At 58.1% G+C, this 19285-nt stretch carries 17 protein-coding genes and 1 tRNA gene; 10 read left to right on the top strand and 8 right to left on the bottom strand.

Going from position 1 to position 19285, the window contains the following annotated elements; genetic code table 11:
• Positions 1-88: 88 nt before the first annotated feature.
• Entirely contained in the window at positions 89-610 is a 522-nt protein-coding gene (locus MHX53_RS11245) for a hypothetical protein (RefSeq protein WP_239272766.1), read from the bottom strand.
• Positions 611-1493: 883 nt separating this feature from the next.
• The gene (locus MHX53_RS11240; protein WP_005884633.1) at positions 1494-3290 is read right to left on the bottom strand and encodes a long-chain fatty acid--CoA ligase; all 1797 of its coding nucleotides are present in this window, start codon (positions 3288-3290) and stop codon (positions 1494-1496) included.
• A 138-nt stretch (positions 3291-3428) separates the two neighbouring features.
• On the opposite strand from MHX53_RS11240, the gene MHX53_RS11235 reads away from it, so the two are divergent.
• A tRNA-Asn gene (locus MHX53_RS11235) sits at positions 3429-3501 on the top strand.
• A 510-nt stretch (positions 3502-4011) separates the two neighbouring features.
• Complete coding sequence (locus tag MHX53_RS11230) at positions 4012-4545, top strand: LysE family transporter (protein WP_239272765.1); 534 nt, start codon at positions 4012-4014, stop codon at positions 4543-4545.
• Positions 4546-4555: 10 nt separating this feature from the next.
• Here MHX53_RS11230 and MHX53_RS11225 read toward each other — a convergent pair whose 3' ends face one another.
• Entirely contained in the window at positions 4556-5281 is a 726-nt protein-coding gene (locus tag MHX53_RS11225) for a pyrimidine reductase family protein (protein WP_239272764.1), read from the bottom strand.
• 32 nt (positions 5282-5313) lie between these two features.
• Entirely contained in the window at positions 5314-6192 is an 879-nt protein-coding gene (folP, locus tag MHX53_RS11220) for a dihydropteroate synthase (protein ID WP_204514389.1), read from the bottom strand.
• 82 nt (positions 6193-6274) lie between these two features.
• Between folP and MHX53_RS11215 the strand changes: the two genes are divergently transcribed.
• The 5 genes from MHX53_RS11215 to MHX53_RS11195 all read left to right on the top strand — a co-directional run bounded on the left by MHX53_RS11215 (position 6275) and on the right by MHX53_RS11195 (position 11568).
• The gene (locus MHX53_RS11215; RefSeq protein ID WP_239272763.1) at positions 6275-7273 is read left to right on the top strand and encodes a nucleoside hydrolase; all 999 of its coding nucleotides are present in this window, start codon (positions 6275-6277) and stop codon (positions 7271-7273) included.
• Positions 7252-8061 carry a ribokinase gene (locus MHX53_RS11210; RefSeq protein ID WP_102237878.1) on the top strand — a complete coding sequence of 270 codons (810 nt, stop codon included), beginning with the start codon at positions 7252-7254 and terminating at the stop codon, positions 8059-8061. Before MHX53_RS11215 ends, MHX53_RS11210 begins: the two co-directional genes overlap by 22 nt.
• 145 nt (positions 8062-8206) lie before the next feature.
• Complete coding sequence (locus MHX53_RS11205) at positions 8207-9682, top strand: oligopeptide:H+ symporter (RefSeq protein ID WP_239272762.1); 1476 nt, start codon at positions 8207-8209, stop codon at positions 9680-9682.
• Between the two features lie 19 nt (positions 9683-9701).
• Positions 9702-10568, top strand: coding sequence for a DUF817 domain-containing protein (locus MHX53_RS11200; RefSeq protein WP_239272761.1), 867 nt, complete (start codon positions 9702-9704; stop codon positions 10566-10568).
• Between the two features lie 67 nt (positions 10569-10635).
• Entirely contained in the window at positions 10636-11568 is a 933-nt protein-coding gene (locus MHX53_RS11195) for a hypothetical protein (RefSeq protein ID WP_239272760.1), read from the top strand.
• Between the two features lie 44 nt (positions 11569-11612).
• Here MHX53_RS11195 and MHX53_RS11190 read toward each other — a convergent pair whose 3' ends face one another.
• Positions 11613-12689 (bottom strand): dipeptidase, encoded by a 1077-nt coding sequence (locus MHX53_RS11190; protein ID WP_239272759.1) that lies wholly within the window; start codon positions 12687-12689, stop codon positions 11613-11615.
• A gap of 114 nt (positions 12690-12803) precedes the next feature.
• On the opposite strand from MHX53_RS11190, the gene MHX53_RS11185 reads away from it, so the two are divergent.
• Both MHX53_RS11185 and MHX53_RS11180 read left to right on the top strand, forming a co-directional pair.
• On the top strand, positions 12804-13601 hold the full coding sequence (locus tag MHX53_RS11185; protein ID WP_239272758.1) for a serine hydrolase: 798 nt from the start codon (positions 12804-12806) through the stop codon (positions 13599-13601).
• Positions 13602-13606: 5 nt separating this feature from the next.
• On the top strand, positions 13607-14218 hold the full coding sequence (locus MHX53_RS11180) for a GNAT family protein (RefSeq protein WP_239272757.1): 612 nt from the start codon (positions 13607-13609) through the stop codon (positions 14216-14218).
• An 18-nt stretch (positions 14219-14236) separates the two neighbouring features.
• Here MHX53_RS11180 and MHX53_RS11175 read toward each other — a convergent pair whose 3' ends face one another.
• The 3 genes from MHX53_RS11175 to MHX53_RS11165 all read right to left on the bottom strand — a co-directional run bounded on the left by MHX53_RS11175 (position 14237) and on the right by MHX53_RS11165 (position 17186).
• Positions 14237-15226, bottom strand: a complete 990-nt coding sequence (locus MHX53_RS11175; protein ID WP_239272756.1) for an ABC transporter substrate-binding protein — start codon at positions 15224-15226, stop codon at positions 14237-14239.
• A gap of 101 nt (positions 15227-15327) precedes the next feature.
• Positions 15328-16113: an ABC transporter ATP-binding protein gene (locus MHX53_RS11170; RefSeq protein WP_239272755.1), complete on the bottom strand. Its 786-nt coding sequence runs from the start codon at positions 16111-16113 to the stop codon at positions 15328-15330.
• 20 nt (positions 16114-16133) lie between these two features.
• Complete coding sequence (locus MHX53_RS11165; RefSeq protein WP_239272754.1) at positions 16134-17186, bottom strand: iron ABC transporter permease; 1053 nt, start codon at positions 17184-17186, stop codon at positions 16134-16136.
• Between the two features lie 32 nt (positions 17187-17218).
• On the opposite strand from MHX53_RS11165, the gene malQ reads away from it, so the two are divergent.
• Positions 17219-19279 carry a 4-alpha-glucanotransferase gene (gene malQ, locus MHX53_RS11160; RefSeq protein WP_239272753.1) on the top strand — a complete coding sequence of 687 codons (2061 nt, stop codon included), beginning with the start codon at positions 17219-17221 and terminating at the stop codon, positions 19277-19279.
• Positions 19280-19285 lie beyond the last annotated feature (6 nt).

The following is a 19285-nucleotide window of genomic DNA, read 5'->3' as shown; positions in this document are numbered from 1 at the left end:
CAGAAGCCTTCAACTGCTCAACAAGCTCAGCAGCAGACTCAGAATTCCCACGTGTATCAGTCACAGTCACTATGATGTCCTTTCATCACTAACCCTGTACACAAACCATTTGACACCCCCCGATCACACCCTGCCTGGCTAGTGACCAGAGTTTGGGCATGAGCACCACAGCTGTCATGATTTTCCGCACCTGGGTCACCACCTGGGCACGCGTACAGTCCAAAACCTTCGCTAGCACCCCTTCTGTTGGGGTGGGTAACTCGTCTGGTACGCGTTCGACACTGGCAACCGTGCACACTTCACCAGAAGGCAGGGCCACACACGCCACCACATCATCCACGCCAACAGAAGTCTGAACACCAGAGCTTTGTCCTGCTTTCCCGTTAGTGACCAGCGGTCCTACACCAGGGTTGGAGGTGAACACCGCGTGCATGCCATCGGTGAAATCATCCACAGGCGTTACGTGGGCGCTGATCAAAGAAGCGACTGCTTCGGCTTGTTTCACCCGGGCTTCGTCCATGAGGCGCGTGGTCGTTTTGACTGTTTCGAAGAGTTCAACAGCCGGCCCGTCATACATGTCATTGCGTACATGGTGATCTGTTGTGGTCATATGGTTTCACCTCCTTGTGTGTTTCTATTCTATTTGTGTTCGAATGTAAGAGTCAAGGGTTTTGTTCGTTTTGTTTCGATTTATTTTCGAACGAGCGTTCAGTGAGTGATACCAAAAGGCTTCAGCTGGAGAAGCCAAAAGCGCTCAGACATCGGCACGACGAACGCTCAGCTGAGAAAACGACAAGCGCTCAATTGAGGAGACGACGAACGCTGAGCTACGGGCGCGAAAAGCGATCAGTGAACCGCATTCAGCTGTGGACACCGCAGACGACGCTCGCCAGCGAAAGTGATAGTGACGATAGACCAGCGCTACAAGACATTTGCCAGCGCGCGTAGGACACTCGACTCTTACAGCCGATCGCGCTTCACCAGCAACACCCTCATGTAAGCCAAAGGATGTGCACAGTCGCGAGCCGAGTTTAATGCTCAAAAAGTGTGTACAACAGGAGCCTTACGCCCAGCGCCCCGTAGGGCAACAGGCAGTTATACATGCTCCACGAATACACCGCACAAACCGGGCATTACGGCGCAAAGCGAGCGAAACTGCGCAATATAATGCGCCGTATCGCTCGCTTCGCGCCGTATGGACTGAAACATAAAGAGCCAAGTCACCAGTAGACCCCGCCACAACCCCAGAGCAACAGGCCCGCTACTACCCCAACCAGAGAAAGCTAGCCACCTTGTCAGGCCAGGACCACCTCGGCACGCTAGCTGGTCGCACCTCGGCTGAGACTTTCTACCGCAACGCCAAAGGGCGCCTCCTTAACGGAAGACGCCCTCACTCAGTACGGCCCTACACAGTACGGCACACCCAGGCAACTCAGCTCGAACGGCGATCAGACACACTCGCCGTCGACTCACCCACTCCGCACACCCACAAACTACTTGTCGTACAGGGCAGCGTACTCCCGGGCAAAGTTCTTCATCACAACGGGACGACGCACCTTCAACGACGCCGAAAGCTCGTCCTTTGTCTGCTCGAGATCCCGCGGCAACACCACGTACTTCCTAATCGACTGCGCACGGTTAACGTTCTCGTTCGCGTACTTCACAGCAACGTCGAGCGCTTCGCGCACCTTGGGGTGGCGACCGGCCTCTTCAATGCTCATCGCAGGCAATCCGTGGGTTTTCAACCACCCGGGAAGCATTTCACCGTCGAGCGTGATCATGGCTCCCACGAACCGCTCCCGGTCCCCCACAACTACCACTTCAGAAATGAGCGTGTGCCTGCGGAGTGAGTCCTCGAGAACAGCTGGCTGCACGTTCTCACCGCCTGCGGTCACGAGCAGTTCCTTCACCCGCCCCGTCACCGTGAGGTAACCTTCGTCATCGAGCTTCCCGAGGTCGCCCGTCTTGTACCAGCCGTCGTCAAAGGCCTCCTCGGTCGCCTCCGGGTTATCCAGGTAGCCACGGAAAACGTGGGGCCCCTTGATCTGGATCTCACCCGATTCCACTACTCGCAAAGAAGCACCAGGAAACGCTGTCCCCACCGTGCCAACCTTCAAGTGCCCGGGAAGGTTCACAGACGTGGGAGCTGCGGTCTCGGTCGCCCCGTACCCTTCCAAAATGTGAATGCCGAGCCCACGATAGAAGTGCCCCAACCACTGCCCCAGCGGCGCGCCACCGCAAATCGCGTACTCAACATCGCCACCCAGGGCCTTGCGCAGTTTCGAAAACACCACCGCGTCCGCCACTGCATGCTGGGCTTTCAGACCCAGCCCGGGGCCACCTCGGTCTTGGGCCACCGAGTACGCATGCGCGACACGAGACGCCCAATCGAAAATCATCTTCTGCAGCTTGCCTGCGTTGCGCGCCTTGTTAAACACGGTCTCAAAAACGCGGGGGACGGCCAGGAGCCATGTTGGTTTGAAATCGCCGAGGTCGTCCACGACAGTCTTCATCGACGGCGTGTACCCCACAACGCACCGGCTGTACAGGCACACGAACTCGATGAACCGACCAAACACGTGCGACAGCGGCAAGAACATGAGGATGCGGCTATCCTGACCGGCCAGAACTGTCCCGCCCAGTGCCGGGTTTTCCACACCGTTGACGGCGTGGTGCATGAAGTTTGCGTGGCTCAGTAGCGCGCCTTTGGGGTTTCCCGTGGTTCCCGAGGTGTACACGATGGTCGCGATGTCATCGGGCTGGAGTGCGTGGATGCGGGTATCGACCTCGTCCTGCGGGGTCTCATTTGCAGCACCCTGGAGACGTTTCACGTCTCCCCTGTCGATCACGTGGAGGTCCAACGACAGTTTCTCTACGACAGGGGCGGTGACATTCGCATACTCTTCCGACTCCACGATCAGCGCGGTCAGATCCGAGTTTTCTGCGATCCATTCCACTTGCCTGGTGGAGCTCGTCTGATAGATGGGCACCACAACCCCGCCGGCGCACATGATCGCCAAGTCGCACACGACCCAGTCATAACTGGTGTTGCCCATAAGACCTACACGGTCGCCAGGCTTCAGCCCGTGGGCGATCAATCCCCGCGCCGTGGTGAATACGTCACGGGCGTAGTCACGCACGGTGATCTGCTCAAACATGCCCGATGCACCGCGGCGCTCACAGTAGACGTCGTTCGGGTAGTCCCGTAGACGTTCGACAAGGACCGCCGGAATGCTCGCCGGGTAGGACAGATTTTCTTCGACAGGCGTCGACGCTTCGCGTACTGACACGTAGACCTTCAGGGGTTGGAGAGACTTTACAACCGTTCAGTTTACGTTTGATAGCGCGTTTATACGAACCGCTTGGCGCACTAATTTTGAGTTCGTTTAAAAAGCTGTTACTGTTAATTCTCGTGCTCAGCACGATAGTCCTCCGTAGCTCAGTTGGCAGAGCATTCGACTGTTAATCGAAGGGTCGCTGGTTCGAGCCCAGCCGGGGGAGCATAAATAAAGCGGGACACGCAGTGCGTGTCCCGCTTTTTAGTGCCCTGACCTGGGGAAACGTCTGCTTATCAGATGCTCGGCCACGTGTCCACTCGAATATGCAATGCAAAGGTGGCACACAGCAAAAGTGGCACGGTGTGCCACTTTTGCCATTCACCTCAGGACTCTCGCGCTAGCTGAGATCACTATCCGATGGCGCACCAATTCGCAGGGAGTAGCGCACGAAAAGCTACGAGCAACGTACGGCCACTTTTCTAAGTCATAACAAACTATCCAAATGTGACATGTGTCACTATAGTCTCTATAGTGTGTAAAAAGTGGCACGCACTGTCATCACCACGATGGGAAGCAACCAAGAGCAAGTCCTTGGGCTGGATGCGCAAAACCCAACCGAGACCGTTAAGGGATCGAGTGCGATCGACTGAAACCAGCACGCTGAAGCGGTTGTAGGACGAGGTGAGTTGAGATAGAACTGGCACTTTTTACGGCTTATGCCTTCATATCGAGTGTGACTCCAGGTCCTGCCAATGTAGCCATTTTCGGCCGAGCGTCGCAGAAGGGGTTTAGATCCGTTCTCCCGTTTGTGATCGGGGTCGTGAGCGGATTTCTTGTAGTACTTGCCACCAGCGAAGTTCTTGTGCGCTGGGGAGTTGAACTAGCCGGCCCGTTTTATCTGGCTCTAAAGATAGTCGGTTCGCTGTATCTTCTGTACCTTGCGTACCGACTGTGGCGGGAAGCTGGAGTAGAAACGACACCCTCAACAAGTATTGTGACGGGCCTCGGTGCCGGGTTTCTTGTCCATGTCACTTCGTTGAAGGCCTGGCTGTTTCCATTTATTGCCTTTACAGTCTTGGTTCCGCATGAAAACCGAGCAATCACACCGATCGCGTTGTTCTGGGTTTGCGCAGTCGTGTCTCATCTCCTCTGGGCTTGGCTTGGCGGCGCCGCTCACACCTACTTAAGCCCACGACGGATAAAGCTGATTAATCAGTTGTCAGCGGTTATGCTCGCGATTCTCGTCGTCTATACGTTGATCTCCTAGTTCCTGCGACTTACCTTTTGTACAGGCGGTACCTCAGGAAAATTTCACTCCCCTGGCGAAGCACCGAGGTGAGGGTCATCCTGGTCGGATGTTCAGCCTCGGAGTGCGCAGTGCGGGGCGCCTCACCGGCAACAATCCACGGCGCCACCGTCACACACAGATCGTTCACCACACCAGCGCCAACGAACTCGCCAAACACCCGCGGACCACCTTCACCGTGAACGTGAGTCAACCCCCGGGCCTTCAACTCCTCAACCACCCTGACCGGAGACACGGAACGCTCACCAGCCACAACGACCTCGGCGACATCTGCCAACCGCTCCCGCTTCCCAGCCGGGGCAGCCTCACTCGTCACCACCACGGGCCGCACAGGCGCTTCAACAAACATCGCATCCTCAGGATCCACACTGAGCCTGTTAGACACGACAACCAACGTGGGGTGGGCCGCAAGCCCATGACGCACCCGCCACTCCTGGTCCGCCGCCGACATCCGCATAGCCCCGTACCCTTCAGCTTTCAACGTGCCGGACCCCACCATGACACAATGCGCAGGCAAACGTTGTAGCCGCAACAGCCGCTGATCGTGCTCATCACCCAATCCGCCGGAAAGCCCATCAACCGTGGCCGCGCCATCAATGGAGCTAATGAAATTCATCCGCACCCACGGCCCAGACGGAAACCCATATATCTCCAGCAGCTCGTCGTCGGTCAGCTGGTCCAATTCGCGAATTTCCACGCCACTCCCCTAACCAAGCAATCCCCTAGCCCCTAAACGTTATGCGTGGGATGCGTGTTGTGGATCAGTTCAAACGGTTCACGCAAGCCCAAGATCGCCTCGGTCATATGCACCGCATCCACCGTCGCATCAATGTCATGCATGCGCACAATCCGCGCACCGGACATCACACACGCCGTCATCGCAGCAAGCGAACCGGCCAGCCTCTGCCCCTGCTCCCGATTCGTACACTCGCCAATGAAGTCCTTATTCGACACCGCCACCATCACCGGGAACCCCAGGTCCACAATCTCACCCAACCGGCGAGTCAACTCCAACGAGTGCAGCGTGTTCTTATCCAGGTCGTGCCCGGGATCCACAATGATCCGGTCACTCGCCACCCCGGCCTTCCGCAAACGCTCAACGCGCTCCCGCACAAACGCCACCACCTCGGCCACCACATCCTCGTAGTACGCCGCTGGCTTCTCTTCACGTGGCTTCCCAGCCGAGTGACACACAATCGCATACGCACCAGCCTGCGCAATGACGTCGATCATGTCGGCGTCTACAAAACCTGACGTGTCATTGATGACCTGCGCCCCTGCCTCAAGCGCTTCACTTGCTACCTGCGCCCGGTACGTATCCACGGAAATCACCGCCTCCGGCCGCTCCCGCAACAGCGCACGCACAAACGGCACCACCCGCTCGCACTCCTCCTCTGCGCTCACGTGCGGCCCGCGACCAAACGGCACTCCCCCAATGTCAATCCAGTGAGCACCCGCGTCCAACGCGCCTATCGCCGCCCGCACCGAGGCGTCCAAACCAAAAGTCGCACCCTTGTCGTAGAAGGAATCGGGAGTTCGATTCACGACCGCCATAATTGCGACTTTTTCATTCTTCCCCAGCCCGGTGGGCCCTATACTCCCTCGCATACACACATCGTACTTCCACGTCTTGCCACCACCAGGACCGACAGTTTTGTGTTTCGCGTCACTAGGACGTACACATATACATGTGCTTTTATCCGAACCTTCCACGCCTGTGATCCTCGATGTCGACACGGGACTCGACGACGCCTACGCGCTCATGTTCGCTGCCCGCTGCCCCGGCATCGACCTTTTGGGCGTGACGTGTGTGGCTGGCAACGTGGGTGTGGGTCAGGTTGTTCGCAACACCTTGGACATTTTGGGCATGAGTGGGGCGGCCGAGGTGCCCGTCGCCTCAGGCGCGACCGGCCCCCTGGTGGATGACCACCGGAGTGCGGATCATTATCACGGCGAGAACGGTGTGGGCGGCGTTCAGTTGCCCCGTTCCCCGCGAAAGCCCGTCGAGGAACCTGCCACTGAGTTTCTTTACCGCTTGCTTTCTGAGTCATCGCACCCGGTCACTCTCATCGCTCTGGCACCCCTGACGAACATTGCGTTACTTCTGCGCTCTTACCCAGAGGCGCACAAGCACATCGACCGGATCGTCTGGATGGGTGGGGCACGCTGGTACGGGAACGTCACTGCATCTGCCGAATTCAACGCGTGGAGCGACCCCGAAGCCGCCCACGAAGTTCTTCACAGCGGAATCCCCATCACGCTGTACCCCCTGGAGCCCTTCTACACGGTCACGGTCAGCCACGAGCGCGTAGCTAGATACACCTCGGCGGAGGATGCACGGATCCGCACCATTGGACAGATGCTCGCATACTCCCAAACCCGCAACGCAGGTGAAACCCGCATTCCGAACCCCACCGCATCTTGTCTGGGGGACGCAGGCGCCGTCATGAGTGTGGCCGCACCAGAATTAACGACCACGTCACGCTTATCCGTCGATATTGAACTCAACGGTTCACTCACGCGCGGACGCACCGTGATGGACGAGCGTAGATCTCAAACCGACACTCAAGAGACCGGCGAAGTAATCCACACGCAGGTCATCACAGAGGTCGACTTCGAAGCTATGGAACAGCTTTTTGTGAACACCGTCATCGCAGGAGAAGAGACATGCCAAAAGTCATCGTCGTAGGGTCAGTCAATGTCGACACGGTTCTCATGGTGAACCGGCACCCGCGAGTCGGCGAAACAATCTTTACGAACAAGCTGGTCATTCAGCCGGGCGGAAAAGGCGCAAACCAGGCCGTCGCAGCTGCACGAGCCGGCGCAAAGACCTACCTGGTGGGCCTCACAGGTGACGACAACGACGGTCGAAAATACCGTCAGCACCTCATCAATTGTGATGTTGATGTCAGCCGCCTGGGACAAGTCGAGGGCTACACGGGCTCGGCGTACATCGTGGTGGACTCGCGAGGTGAAAACTCGATCGTGGTAGATCCTGGCGCAAATCAGCACATTGGTGAGGCTCAAGTTCAAGCAGTACGAGAGCTCGTGGAACCCGGCGATGTTGTGACCACCATGAACGAAGTACCCACCCCCGCAATCATTGGCGCAATGGAAACGGCCAAGGAAGGGGGCGCTACCACCGTGTTCAACCCGTCCCCGTGGGAAGAGGACATGCGCAGACTAGTGGAGCTGTGCGACGTTGTGGTTGCTAACGAGTTTGAGTCACAGCAGTTGGGTAGTGAAAACAGATCGATTGCGATGACCTTCGGGGCGCGTGGGGCACTGTGGGACGGCATTTTTGCACCCGCCCCAGCAGTTGAAGCGTTCGACTCAACCGGCGCAGGTGACGTCTTCACCGGAACCCTGTGCGCAATGCTCGCCCAGGGCGCGTCAAAGGAAGACGCTCTCACGGTGGCCGTACACAAGGCGTCGCACTCCGTGACGCATCAGGGCGCACAGATCTGGACAGTGTGAGCCACGTCAACACCGTTCATTGACCCACGTCACCGAGTGTGTCATTCATCACCATTGCACCAAAACCGCCCGTTGAAGTGGCGATCGTTCATTCTGTGCCCTTAAGGTTTGGCTCTGCATACATTGTCTTAACCTAAGGATTCTCATGGCTTCACCAGCCACCAGCACGGGAGAGCACTCTCAGACGAAAGACACTCGGTTTTTCGGCCACCCACTGCCACTTGCCCAACTATTTGGGCTCGAAATGTGGGAGCGCTTTTCCTACTACGGAATGACTGGGCTCCTGGCCCTGTACCTCTACACCGCTGTCGACATGGGTGGTGTGGGCTTGGAAGAACCAACAGCCCTCGCCATCGTCGGTGCCTACGGTGGTGCCGTGTTCTTAGCAACTGTGCTGGGGGCGTGGGTTGCTGACCGTCTGATGGGAGCGGAACCAGTTCTCTTTTGGTCGGCAGTCATCATCATGTGCGGGCACCTCGCACTTGCATTCATCCCCGGGCTGGGCGGTGTCGCAGTTGGTCTTATTCTCGTTGCTTTGGGATCTGGTGGTCTTAAAGCTAACGCCTCGGCTCTTGTGGGAAGTCTTTATGACGAAAAGGACTCACGACGTGAAGCAGGCTTCTCGATCTTCTACATGGGCGTGAACCTGGGTGCCTTCTTGGGCCCACTTCTGACAGGTATCTTGCAGCAGCGGATTGGCTTCCACGTCGCATTCGGTGCAGCCGCAGCTGGAATGGCGTTGGGCCTTGTCATCTACCTGACTGGTCGCCACAAAATGCCTACCGAGGCGCGCCACGTCCCTGAGCCTCTCGCGCGTAAGAAGATGTGGGTACTGCCCGCTTCGATCATTGGAACTGTTCTCGCTATTTTCGCCCTGTGGACGACCGGGCTGATGAACAAGGAGAACCTGGCTACCTGGACCGCTCTTGTATCCTTGGGTGCAGCGGTGATCTACTTCGCCGTCATGCTCGCTTCCAAGGGTGTTGATGGCACAGAGCGCAGCCGCGTGGTGTCGTTCATTCCTTATTTCATCGCATCCATTGCGTTCTGGTCGCTCTACCAACAGATCTTCAACGTCATGACCAGCTACTCGCAGAACCAACTGGACCGCACCCTGTTCGGTTGGGAAATGCCCATCAACTGGATCCAGCTCATCCCACCGGTCTTCGTGATTGCTCTGGCACCAGTGTTCTCGGCACTGTGGCTCAAACTGGGTGATCGCCAACCTTCAGCGCCGGTTAAAGCTGGCCTGGCACTCATCATCATCGGTGGCGCCTTCCTCATGTTCCTGGTGTACGCAAACGCAGAGAAGAACAGCGTCCCGCTTCTGTGGATCACTCTCATCTTTATGTTGTTCGTGATTGCCGAGCTCATGATTTCGCCTATCGGATTGAGCCTCTCAACCCGATTGGCACCCAAGGCTTACACGTCCCAGATGATTGCTGTGTTCTTCTTAGCTTCAGGTGTTGGTACTGCCCTGTCTGGAGTGTTCTCCGAGTACTACGACGCTTCTAACCAGGTTCCTTATTGGTCCGCACTTGGTGCAGGCTCAATCGTTGTGGGTGTAGTGGTCTTGGCAGTTGCTAAACCAGTCGTGAAACTCATGAAGGGTGTCCGGTAAACACCTACATTGAGCTGACATGACGTTCGAATCAACTCGGCTTGAACGCTACTTAGACGGCAAAGCCCACGCTTGGCTACACAAATATCGTCACGCTTCAGGACTCACACGATGGGTCGTGGAGTTCTCAGTATTTGTTCTTAAGCAAGCGTGGGCTTGCGTCTTTGGCACAAGCTTCCTCGTTGTCCTCATTGCGATTAGACTCTGGTGGCCAGAAAGCGCGTTCGTCAGCCGTAACGACGCACTCGTAGTTGCTGCAGTGATCATCCAGATCCTCATGATCAGTCTGAAGCTCGAGACCGGCAAAGAGCTATGGGTCATCATGCTCTTCCACATCGTTGGCACCGGCATGGAAGTGTTCAAAACCGCCGTGGGTTCGTGGAGCTACGGAGACCACGGCGTGATTCGTATAGGGCACGTGCCCCTCTACTCAGGGTTCATGTACGCAGCTGTCGGTTCTTACATGGTGCGCGTGTATAAGCTGTTCGACCTGCGGTTTAACCGGTATCCTCCACGCTGGCTCACCGCGGTGATCGCGTTGGCAATCTACGCCAACTTCTTCACCCACCACTACATGTTTGATTTCCGCTGGATACTCACAGCCGCAGTGATCGTCGCCTTCGCCCCGTGCGTCATGCTGTTTAAGAATCATCGCAGCCGGCCATATAGACGATTACCTCTCCTCGTCCCATTCGTGGGCACCGCTTTTTTCATCTGGTTAGCCGAAAACATTGCCACCTGGGCAGGTGCGTGGATCTATCCAACTCAACAAGACGGCTGGGAGCTTGTTTCGATACAGAAACTCATTGCGTGGTTCCTACTCATGATCATTTCTGTGGTGTTAGTAACGTTCGTCTACCCACCACGCCCCCACCGGCAAGCCTGAACCCCAAGAACGATAGAATTACGCATAACGAAATACACGTGGGTTGGGTGAAGAACGGGGCGTGACAATGAGCAACAACTTCAATCCGCAGAAAGTCGCACACTTCAAGTCAAAGTTTGCAAAACCGAGCAACAATGCGCAGCCAACACCCCAGGCTCCGCCTGCACCCGCAGCACCGGCACCGCAACAGGCTCACTCGCAGGCACCGGCTCAATCGCACGTCCCGGTTCAGCCACAGGCCCCAGCGCAATCACAGCAAGCCCCAGCGCAATCACAGCAAGCCCCAGCGCAACCGCAGGTGATCTCACCCCAGCCAGCGACTGCCCAGCCCGCGACCGCCTCGGCGGACGGCTCCAAAACGTCCCGCATCCTCATGGGCGTAAGCGCGCTCATCCTAGTCGCAGCACTTGCTGTGGGCGGCACCTACCTGTTTATGCACAATGACGACGGCACCGTTTCCTCGCAAGGAACCGCGACAGAAGACCAGCCAGCTACCGGCGACGAAGACCAACCTGCAACGGGCCCAGACCAGGCGAGCCTTGCTGACGACGAAACTGTAGACACAGCGCCAGACGGCGCGGACGACTCGGGCACCTCGGACGACTCGGGCACCTCAAGCGAGGAAAACCTCGATCAGAAGGTTGAAGACGACAAGGTTGTTGTCAAACAGAACCTCATTGGCAAGTGGGTCCCGCAGATCGCGTCAAAGAAGGTAGGCATGGAAGCCGACGGCAAGGTGTGGGACGCAGACGCGATCTATGAAGAGCATCAGGAGCTCGCCAACGAGTACGGTACCTCACAGGTTCTGTTGCTGAAGTCGGAAGACTACGCCTCCTATCGCCAGCCGGGCTACTACGTCACGGTCATCGACTCGTCTTACGACAACCCCGACGACGCGCTCCAGTGGTGCACGTTCCACTCGTTAGACGCCGACCACTGTTACGCCAAACAGATCAACACCACCGGCGGACCGGACGGCACAACGCGCCTACAAAAGTAGGCGCCGGCTTAGGGTGCCGTCCCGGACCCCCGCCGAGGTGGTTCCTAATTTTCCGTGTCCACTCGCGGGACGAACTGGTGTGGTTGGGTGGGCACGCTTTCGCCACGGACGAATGCACGGTAGGCGGGGTCGTGGGCTTCCAGCACACGTAGGACGTTCTTGTAGCCGAGCCCTTCGAGTTCCTGGCTTGTCCACCCGCGAGTTTCGAGTTCTGCAAACAAGTCTTGGTATGTGCCCACGTGTCCGAGGCCGTCAATCGTCGCGTCGATTCCGTCGAAGTCCGCTCCGATTCCCACGGAGTCGACGCCGGCAAGTTCACGCACGTGGTCCACGTGGTCGGCGACCTGTTTGAGTGTCACCGCAGGTGCGGGTGTTGACTGGTCGCCTTCTTCCCATTCGTAAAGGTCCTGCGAAATGAACTTGGGAACGAACGGAACCATGACAGTTCCACCGGCGTCACCAATGCGCGTCAACACGTCGTCGGGTACGTTGCGCGGGTGTTCACACAGCGCACGGGCTCCCGAGTGCGTGACCAGAACAGGCGTGTCTACCAAATCAAGGGTTTGGCGCATCACGCTTGGGGCGACGTGAGCCAGATCAGGGATCATCCCAATCCGTTCCATCTCTTTCACAACTTCACACCCAAAGTCGGTGAGCCCGTCATGACGCGCCTCGTCGGTTGCGGAGTCGGCCCATTCGATGGTCTTTGACCACGTGAGAGTCATGTACCGAGCGCCTAAACGCGCATACTGGCGCAACACTGCCAGGGACCCGTCGATCTGGGCACCACCTTCGACACCAATGAGTGAGGCGATCACACCGGCTTTCATTGATGCGCGCACGTCATCTGCAGTCAGCGCCAGCTGGAAATGTTCAGGGTACGAAGCGATAAGCCGGTGAACAAAGTCAATCTGCTCAAGCGTGGCAGTAACCTGCTGCGCACCTTCCAACACAGGGTCGATCCATACCGACCAGAACTGCCCTGCTACCCCACCGGCCCGCAGACGCGGAATATCTGTGTGCAGAACCGGAACTTCACTGTCGAGTCCTTCTGTGCGGTATTGGCGTTCTACACGGCTCTTCCAAGCCAGGTCGTTGTGTCCGTCGATTACGGGGTACATGAATCGCTCCTTTCGTGGCTTCTATCATGTCAGATGAAAGAACACTTGCGACGCGGGTAACTACAGCGCGCACACCTCAGTTTGTTCGCGTCATACACGCAAAGGAGATTGGTTGTGGACACTGTTCGTTGGAGTATCGACATCAGAGACATTGACGGTCCGGTGTTACATGAAGAAGCAGCCGATCTTCTATGCGAAACGGCCAGCATCGGCAAGATTTTCCTGCTCGTAGAGGTCGCACGCCGAATCCTGGACGGCGATTTGGACCCTGCGTCCCCCATCGAGATTCCGCAGGGTCACCTGGTTGAAGAATCTGGGATCCTGTACCGGTTCGTTAACCAAAACATCGCAGTTGCTGACGCGGCTTTGCTCGTGGGTGCATTCTCAGACAACCTGGCCACCAACGCGCTCATTCACATGTGCGGCTTGGATACCGTACGTTCCGTTTCTAGCGAACTTGGCTACGAGCACACGGCGCTCTTGGACTTCATTCGCGACGAAGCACGCACACCTGACCTCCCCTGGGCATCTTCAGCCGGTACTGCCCGGGAGCTTTCGCACGTCATGGAACAGCTACACCGCGGCGCTGTTGTGTCTCCCGAGGTGAGCGCACAGGTTTTGTCGTGGCTTGCCTCCGATGCGGACACGTCCATGTTCGCCGACGCGTTCTACCTTGACCCTTTGGCCCACGTTGATGAAGACGGGGTGTTGTTGCGTCATAAGACAGGGACCACCGAGGTCGTTCGCGCAGATGTGGGTATCGTCACCGGCCCTCAAGCCACAGTGTCATACGCGTTGCTTGCGAACTGGAAAGGGATGGATGACCAGCGTGAACCAGTCATGCAGAGAATGCGTGCGCTGGGAGCTCAAGTGCGCGCGTATGTCACGGGTGTAACTACGCACGTAGGATAAAACCCATGCAACCTCTTGAAATCGAAACTAAACGCCTCGTCTTGCGTCCACTGCAGCCCGGTGACGCGCAGGCTATTTGCGATATTTGCCAGGACCCACAAATCCAAAAGTGGACCATGGTCCCGTCACCGTATCTGCTCAGCGATGCAGAAACGTTCATCTCTTTGACAACCCAGTGGTGGGAATCCAACCAACCTACCTGGATCATGCTTCTGAAAGAGGCACGCACGGAAGGTGCCACAGACGCGCACGCCGCTACCACCTCGGCGCAGGTTGCCGGCATGATTTCTTATAACAACCCGCTTGTTGCCGGAGATCGCGGCGAGGTTGGGTACTGGGCCAACCCTGCACACCGCGGCAAGGACTACACCAGCGAAGCACTCAACGCGATCATCGACTGGGGCTTCGAGCTGGGGCTGGGCGCAATCGGCTGGCGTTGCGAAGTCCACGACGGTGTGCCCAACTACGCGAGCGCTCGCGTGGCGCAAAAGTGCGGCTTTGTCTACGACGGCACGATCCGCTTAGAACACACCAACAAAGGCAAGCTCTACGACTCGCGAATCGCAACGCTCACACCACAAGACCCGCGGACTGACACCGGCCCGTGGCCCGACTAGAGTGAATACACTTTGGCGTTAAGACGCCTTCGACTCTGCGACGATCGACAGAACCTTTTGGTACCCGGTTGGAAGGTTCACACCAGCCACTCCGGATGCCTCGGTCATGGGAACAACGTGGATCTGCTGGTTCTTCACCGCAGGAATCTGAGCAACGGCCGGGTTATTGAGCAGCGAGTCGAACGGAGCCCGTCCCTTGCCCATGAAGTCTTCGAGCAAAATGACGTCCGGCTGAGCCTTGACCAGCTTTTCTGCGTCGATCGGTGACGTGTTCTCAATCCCCAGAGTTTCGGTTGCGTCCTTGGCACCAGCACGGATCGCAAGCCCTGGAAGCATCTGGTCTGAGTCCATCACCATGATCTTGTCGCCACGGGCCATGAGAGCAAGCGTGGACGGTTTGTGCTGAGCGTCCCCACGCTTGTCATCGATCTCTTTAATCTTTTTGACAAGCGCATCTGATTCGGATGTCGCTTTGTCCTCTTCGTGGAGGGCTTCGCCCACCCGTTTGAGCGTTTCCGCGTACTTCTCTGGGGTGCTGAAGTCCTCGGTGTGCAGCTGCAGCACCGGTACGTTCGCCTTCTCCAACTGCTGTGCTGCGGACTTTTCTCCCCCGTGACGCGCGGTGGTGAGCACTAGATCAGGATTGAACGCCAGAATCTGTTCAGCATCCGGGTTCACTCCCGGTGGCAAAGTGTTTTCGACCTTCCTAGCTTCGAGCGGCACCATGCCCATCTGCGGGTTCTTCGAGCTTGCACTCACGGCTGCCATGTTGTCAGAACCTGTGAGCAAGAGAGCCATATCGGATACTTCAGAACTGGTTGCCACAACACGTGTGGGCTTCTTTTCTGGGACTACGAACTCGCTCGCCCCTGAGTCACCGTTGCCCTCTGCGTTACCAGTGTCACCGGCGCCTTCAGACTGACCGTTCGAACATCCCGTCAACGCCAAAACGCCAATCATTCCCACCGCACACGTGCGTACAGCGGACCGGACAACCTTCTTCAGCATCATCTCTCCTTCTGGGCCCCAACGGGCCAGCTCAAGGATAGTCGCCGCACACGTGTATGCACCTATTCGCATGTGCGCATATGCGCAATCTCACAGTCGCGTCAGTCCAAAGGTGTGACGGTGAGCGTTCCCGTGACCTCGGATCTCCGTACATCGACCTTGACCCCATAGGCGCTTTCTAAGAAAGCAGGGGTGAGAACGACCTCGGGCGGGCCCTGCGCTATCACCTTGGAACCTGCCGAGGTGGGAGCCAGCAACACGAGTTCGTCACAGTACCGTGCGGCTTGAGTGATGTCGTGGAGGACCGCGATCACGGTCCGGTCACCGCGCGCCCACGGGCGCAGTAACCGTAGCACCCGCTGTTCGTGGCTGAGATCCAGGGCCGAGGTGGGTTCGTCAAGAACGAGGGTGGGAGCTTCCTGCGCGATCGCGCGAGCAAGTGAGGTGAGCTGGCGCTCTCCTCCACTGGTCTGGTGTACGGGTCGGTCAGCCCAGTCCGTCGCTCCCACCTGCTCTAATGCTGTGTCAATCACTTCAACGTCATGAGCAGATTTCACGGAGAATCGCCCTTGACGCACGTACCGGCCCATCGCGACGAGCTCACGGCCGGTGAAGTCGTCGGGAGGTGGCGTGTCTTGAGCGACGAACGCGATACGCTGGGCACGTTCCCGGGCGCTCAAGTCAGCGACTTCAGAACCGTCAACGCGCACAGAACCCGTGTACGCGCGAACACCAAGGATCGCGTGAAGAAGCGTTGATTTACCCGCCCCATTAGGCCCGATAATGCCGTGGACGTGCCCTGGCGCAAACGTTGCGGAGACACCACGCAACACCGCGCGTTTGCCATACGCGACCGCCACGTTCTCCAAAGTGACGCCTGCGCTCATTATCTTCCCGTCGCCTGTCGTCACCGCGCCCTCCGCATCACCAGGTACAGCAAGAAGGGTGCGCCCACCAGCGCTGTCACGGTTCCCGTTTGCAAAACAACAGGGTTGAAGATCATCCGTGCGCACGTGTCGGCAACAACCAGGAACGTTCCGCCTAAAAAGAACGAGGCCGGGAGCAAGAACGTGTGGTCGGAACGGAACATCAAACGCACCAGGTGCGGGACCACCAACCCAACGAACGCAATAATTCCGGTGATCGCAACACCCGCAGCGGTGGTGAGAGCGGCGGCTGCCAATACCAACTGTGACACCCGGCGCACTTCAACCCCAGAAGACTGGGCGGTGGTCTCCCCCAACGCAAACATGTTGAGTTCGCGCGCAAAGAACAGAACACCGGCGGCACCCACAAACAGCGGAACGATAGCAACGCCCACATCGCTCATGGTGCGGCCCGTCAAATCACCGTTGAGCCAGAACATCGCCGAACGCGCGTCTTCCGCATTCGTCGCATTCGCAATCACGGCTGAAATCACAGCCCCCAAGAACGCGTTCATCGACATGCCGACCAACAACAGCGTTGCGGGTGAACCACCTCGGCGGAACCCAATTGCCTGGACCACAAACGTCGCCACCAAAGCACCCACAAAAGCACCCAGGGGCAGAACCCACGAGTTTGCAACACCCGTCACAATACACAGAACGGCAACTGTAGCCGCGCCACTGGAAACCCCGGTGATGCCCGGTTCTGCCAACGGGTTACGAAACACCGCCTGCATCGCCGCACCGGCAATACTGAGCGAACCGCCCACCAGCGCTGCGGTGAGAACACGGGGCAGGCGCACCTCGGTGACCAACAGATCGGCACCTTCTGGCCCCGAACCACCGGGCAGCAACCGACCCAAGGCGCCAAGCACCTCGGGAAGGCTCACCGTCACAGGCCCAACCGCAACAGCAACAAAACTGACGGCAAGCAACACCACGGTAAGCACACCGAGCCACACAAACCGAGTCGGCAAGGCGGTGGGGTGCAACACGGACGCGCGAGCGCGCTGAGATTCATCAAATGTGGGCATGTCTCCTACAAGAATACGGATACGATAAATGTATGGCGGTAGACCCAGCGGTGTTGCGTGATTTTGCGTCCGAACTAGGAATACGAACTGTGTACTACGGCAGTGACGGCTCCTTTAAGAGCGTGCCGCACGAAACCTTGCTCGCGGTTGTCGGGTCGTTTGGATATCCGGTTGAGACGAACCAGGATGTTGATAAGGCGCGCACCAAACGTACGCTCGCATACTGGCAACAGACCTTGCCACCCGTGACCGTGACACGCGATGACCGGGAGCACACCATCCCGGTTCATGTTCCCCATGGGACGTCGGTACACGTGGACGTGCTTTTTGAAGACGGCGGGGGTCAGACGCTCACGCAGGTTGAGGACAATACGCCGCCTTTTGATACCGGCGCCGAGGTCGTTGGCCAGGCCCGCTTTTTACTTCCGGCTGGACTTCCGTTGGGGTGGCACACTCTGGTGGCGCACACGGAAAAAGGCGAGGCACACGCGCAAGTGGTGGTGACTCCGGCGCGGTTGACCACCTCGGACGTGGTGAGCAGACGACGTGGCGTGGGGGTTCACGCGCAACTGTACTCAGTGCGGTCGGAACGGTCCTGGGGTCTGGGTGACATCGCCGATCTGCGTGATGTGAGCGCGATCCTGGGGGCGCGGTACAACGCTGATTTTGTGCAGATCAACCCGTTGCACGCCACTGCACCTGCTCCCCCGGTTGAAGCGTCACCGTATTTGCCGTCATCGCGACGCTTCTTCGCCGCTTTGTATGTGCGGGTGGAGGACATTCCGGAGTTTGCGCAGGTGCCTGAGTCTGTGCGGCAGCGTGTGCGCGATTTGCACCAGCAGTTTGCGTCAGTGAACCGGCTGAACACGTTGCTTGATAGGAATCGCGTGTTGACCGCGAAGCTCGAAGCGCTGGAGCTGTTGTTTGCGGTTCCGCGCACTCCGGCCCGAAAAGCACTGTTCGACGCGTATCGCAGGGCTGAAGGCGCTGGACTGGCTGAGTTTGCCCGGTGGTGCGCCGAAGAGGCAGGGCGGCACCAGCCTGGGGACGCGGTGATGGCCGATCCTGAGTTCCACGCGTGGGTGCAGTGGATCATCGACGAGCAACTTATGCACGCTCAGTCCGCTGCGACGGCTGCGGGTATGCGTATTGGCATCATGCATGACCTGGCAGTTGGAGTCGAGCAAAACGGTGCCGATGCGTGGATGCACAGGACCGTTTTAGCTGAGGGTGTGTCGGTGGGCGCTCCGGCTGATCAGTACAACGAGCTTGGGCAGGACTGGTCACAATCCCCGTGGCACCCCGAACGTATGGTCCAGCACTGTTACCGACCGTGGCGGGACATGCTGCGTACGCTCATGCGTCACGCCGGTGGACTGCGGGTGGACCACATTCTGGGACTGTTCCGGTTGTGGTGGATTCCACGTGGCAACACCGCGCTGAACGGCGCCTATGTGACCTATGATCACGAGGCGCTGGTGGGGATTCTAGCGTTGGAGGCGCAAAGGTCCGACACCGTTGTGGTGGGCGAAGACCTTGGCACCTTCGAACCGTGGATCCAGGACTACTTGCAGGAGCGCGGGGTGCTGGGCACGTCGGTACTGTGGTTCGAGCGGGACGGTGGGACACCTCGGGCCCCACAACACTACCGACGCGCGTGCCTGGCAACGGTCAACACGCACGACCTGGCGCCGGTGCGGGGGTATGTGGATTGTTCGCATGTCAAGGTGCGTGAGCAGTTGGGGTTGCTCACCCGGTCAGCGCACGAGGAGCTTGCGGACGAAAAGCAGGCGATTGATGCGGTCGTCGAGGTGGTCGCTGAGGTTGGGTGTTGTGGCCCTGATGGCACCGGCGACACGGATGATCTAGTTGTGGGGTTGCACAGGTATATTGCGCGGACGCCGGCGGTTCTGGTTGCGGCGGGGCTTGCCGACTGTGTGGGCGAACGGCGCATGCAAAATCAGCCCGGGACAAGTACCGAGTACCCGAATTGGAAACTCCCGCTGGCAGATTCGAAAGGTCGCGTGGTGTTGGTCGACGATCTGGTTGGGCAGCCGCTGCTTGGCCGAATTATGGATGCGCTTTCCGAATAATTTTTT

Source organism: Brevibacterium sp. ACRRH (assembly GCF_022346365.1).
Classification (GTDB): domain Bacteria; phylum Actinomycetota; class Actinomycetes; order Actinomycetales; family Brevibacteriaceae; genus Brevibacterium; species Brevibacterium paucivorans.
The sequence above is the reverse complement of the archived record's forward strand: the minus strand, read 5'-3'. Positions and strand labels throughout refer to the sequence as shown.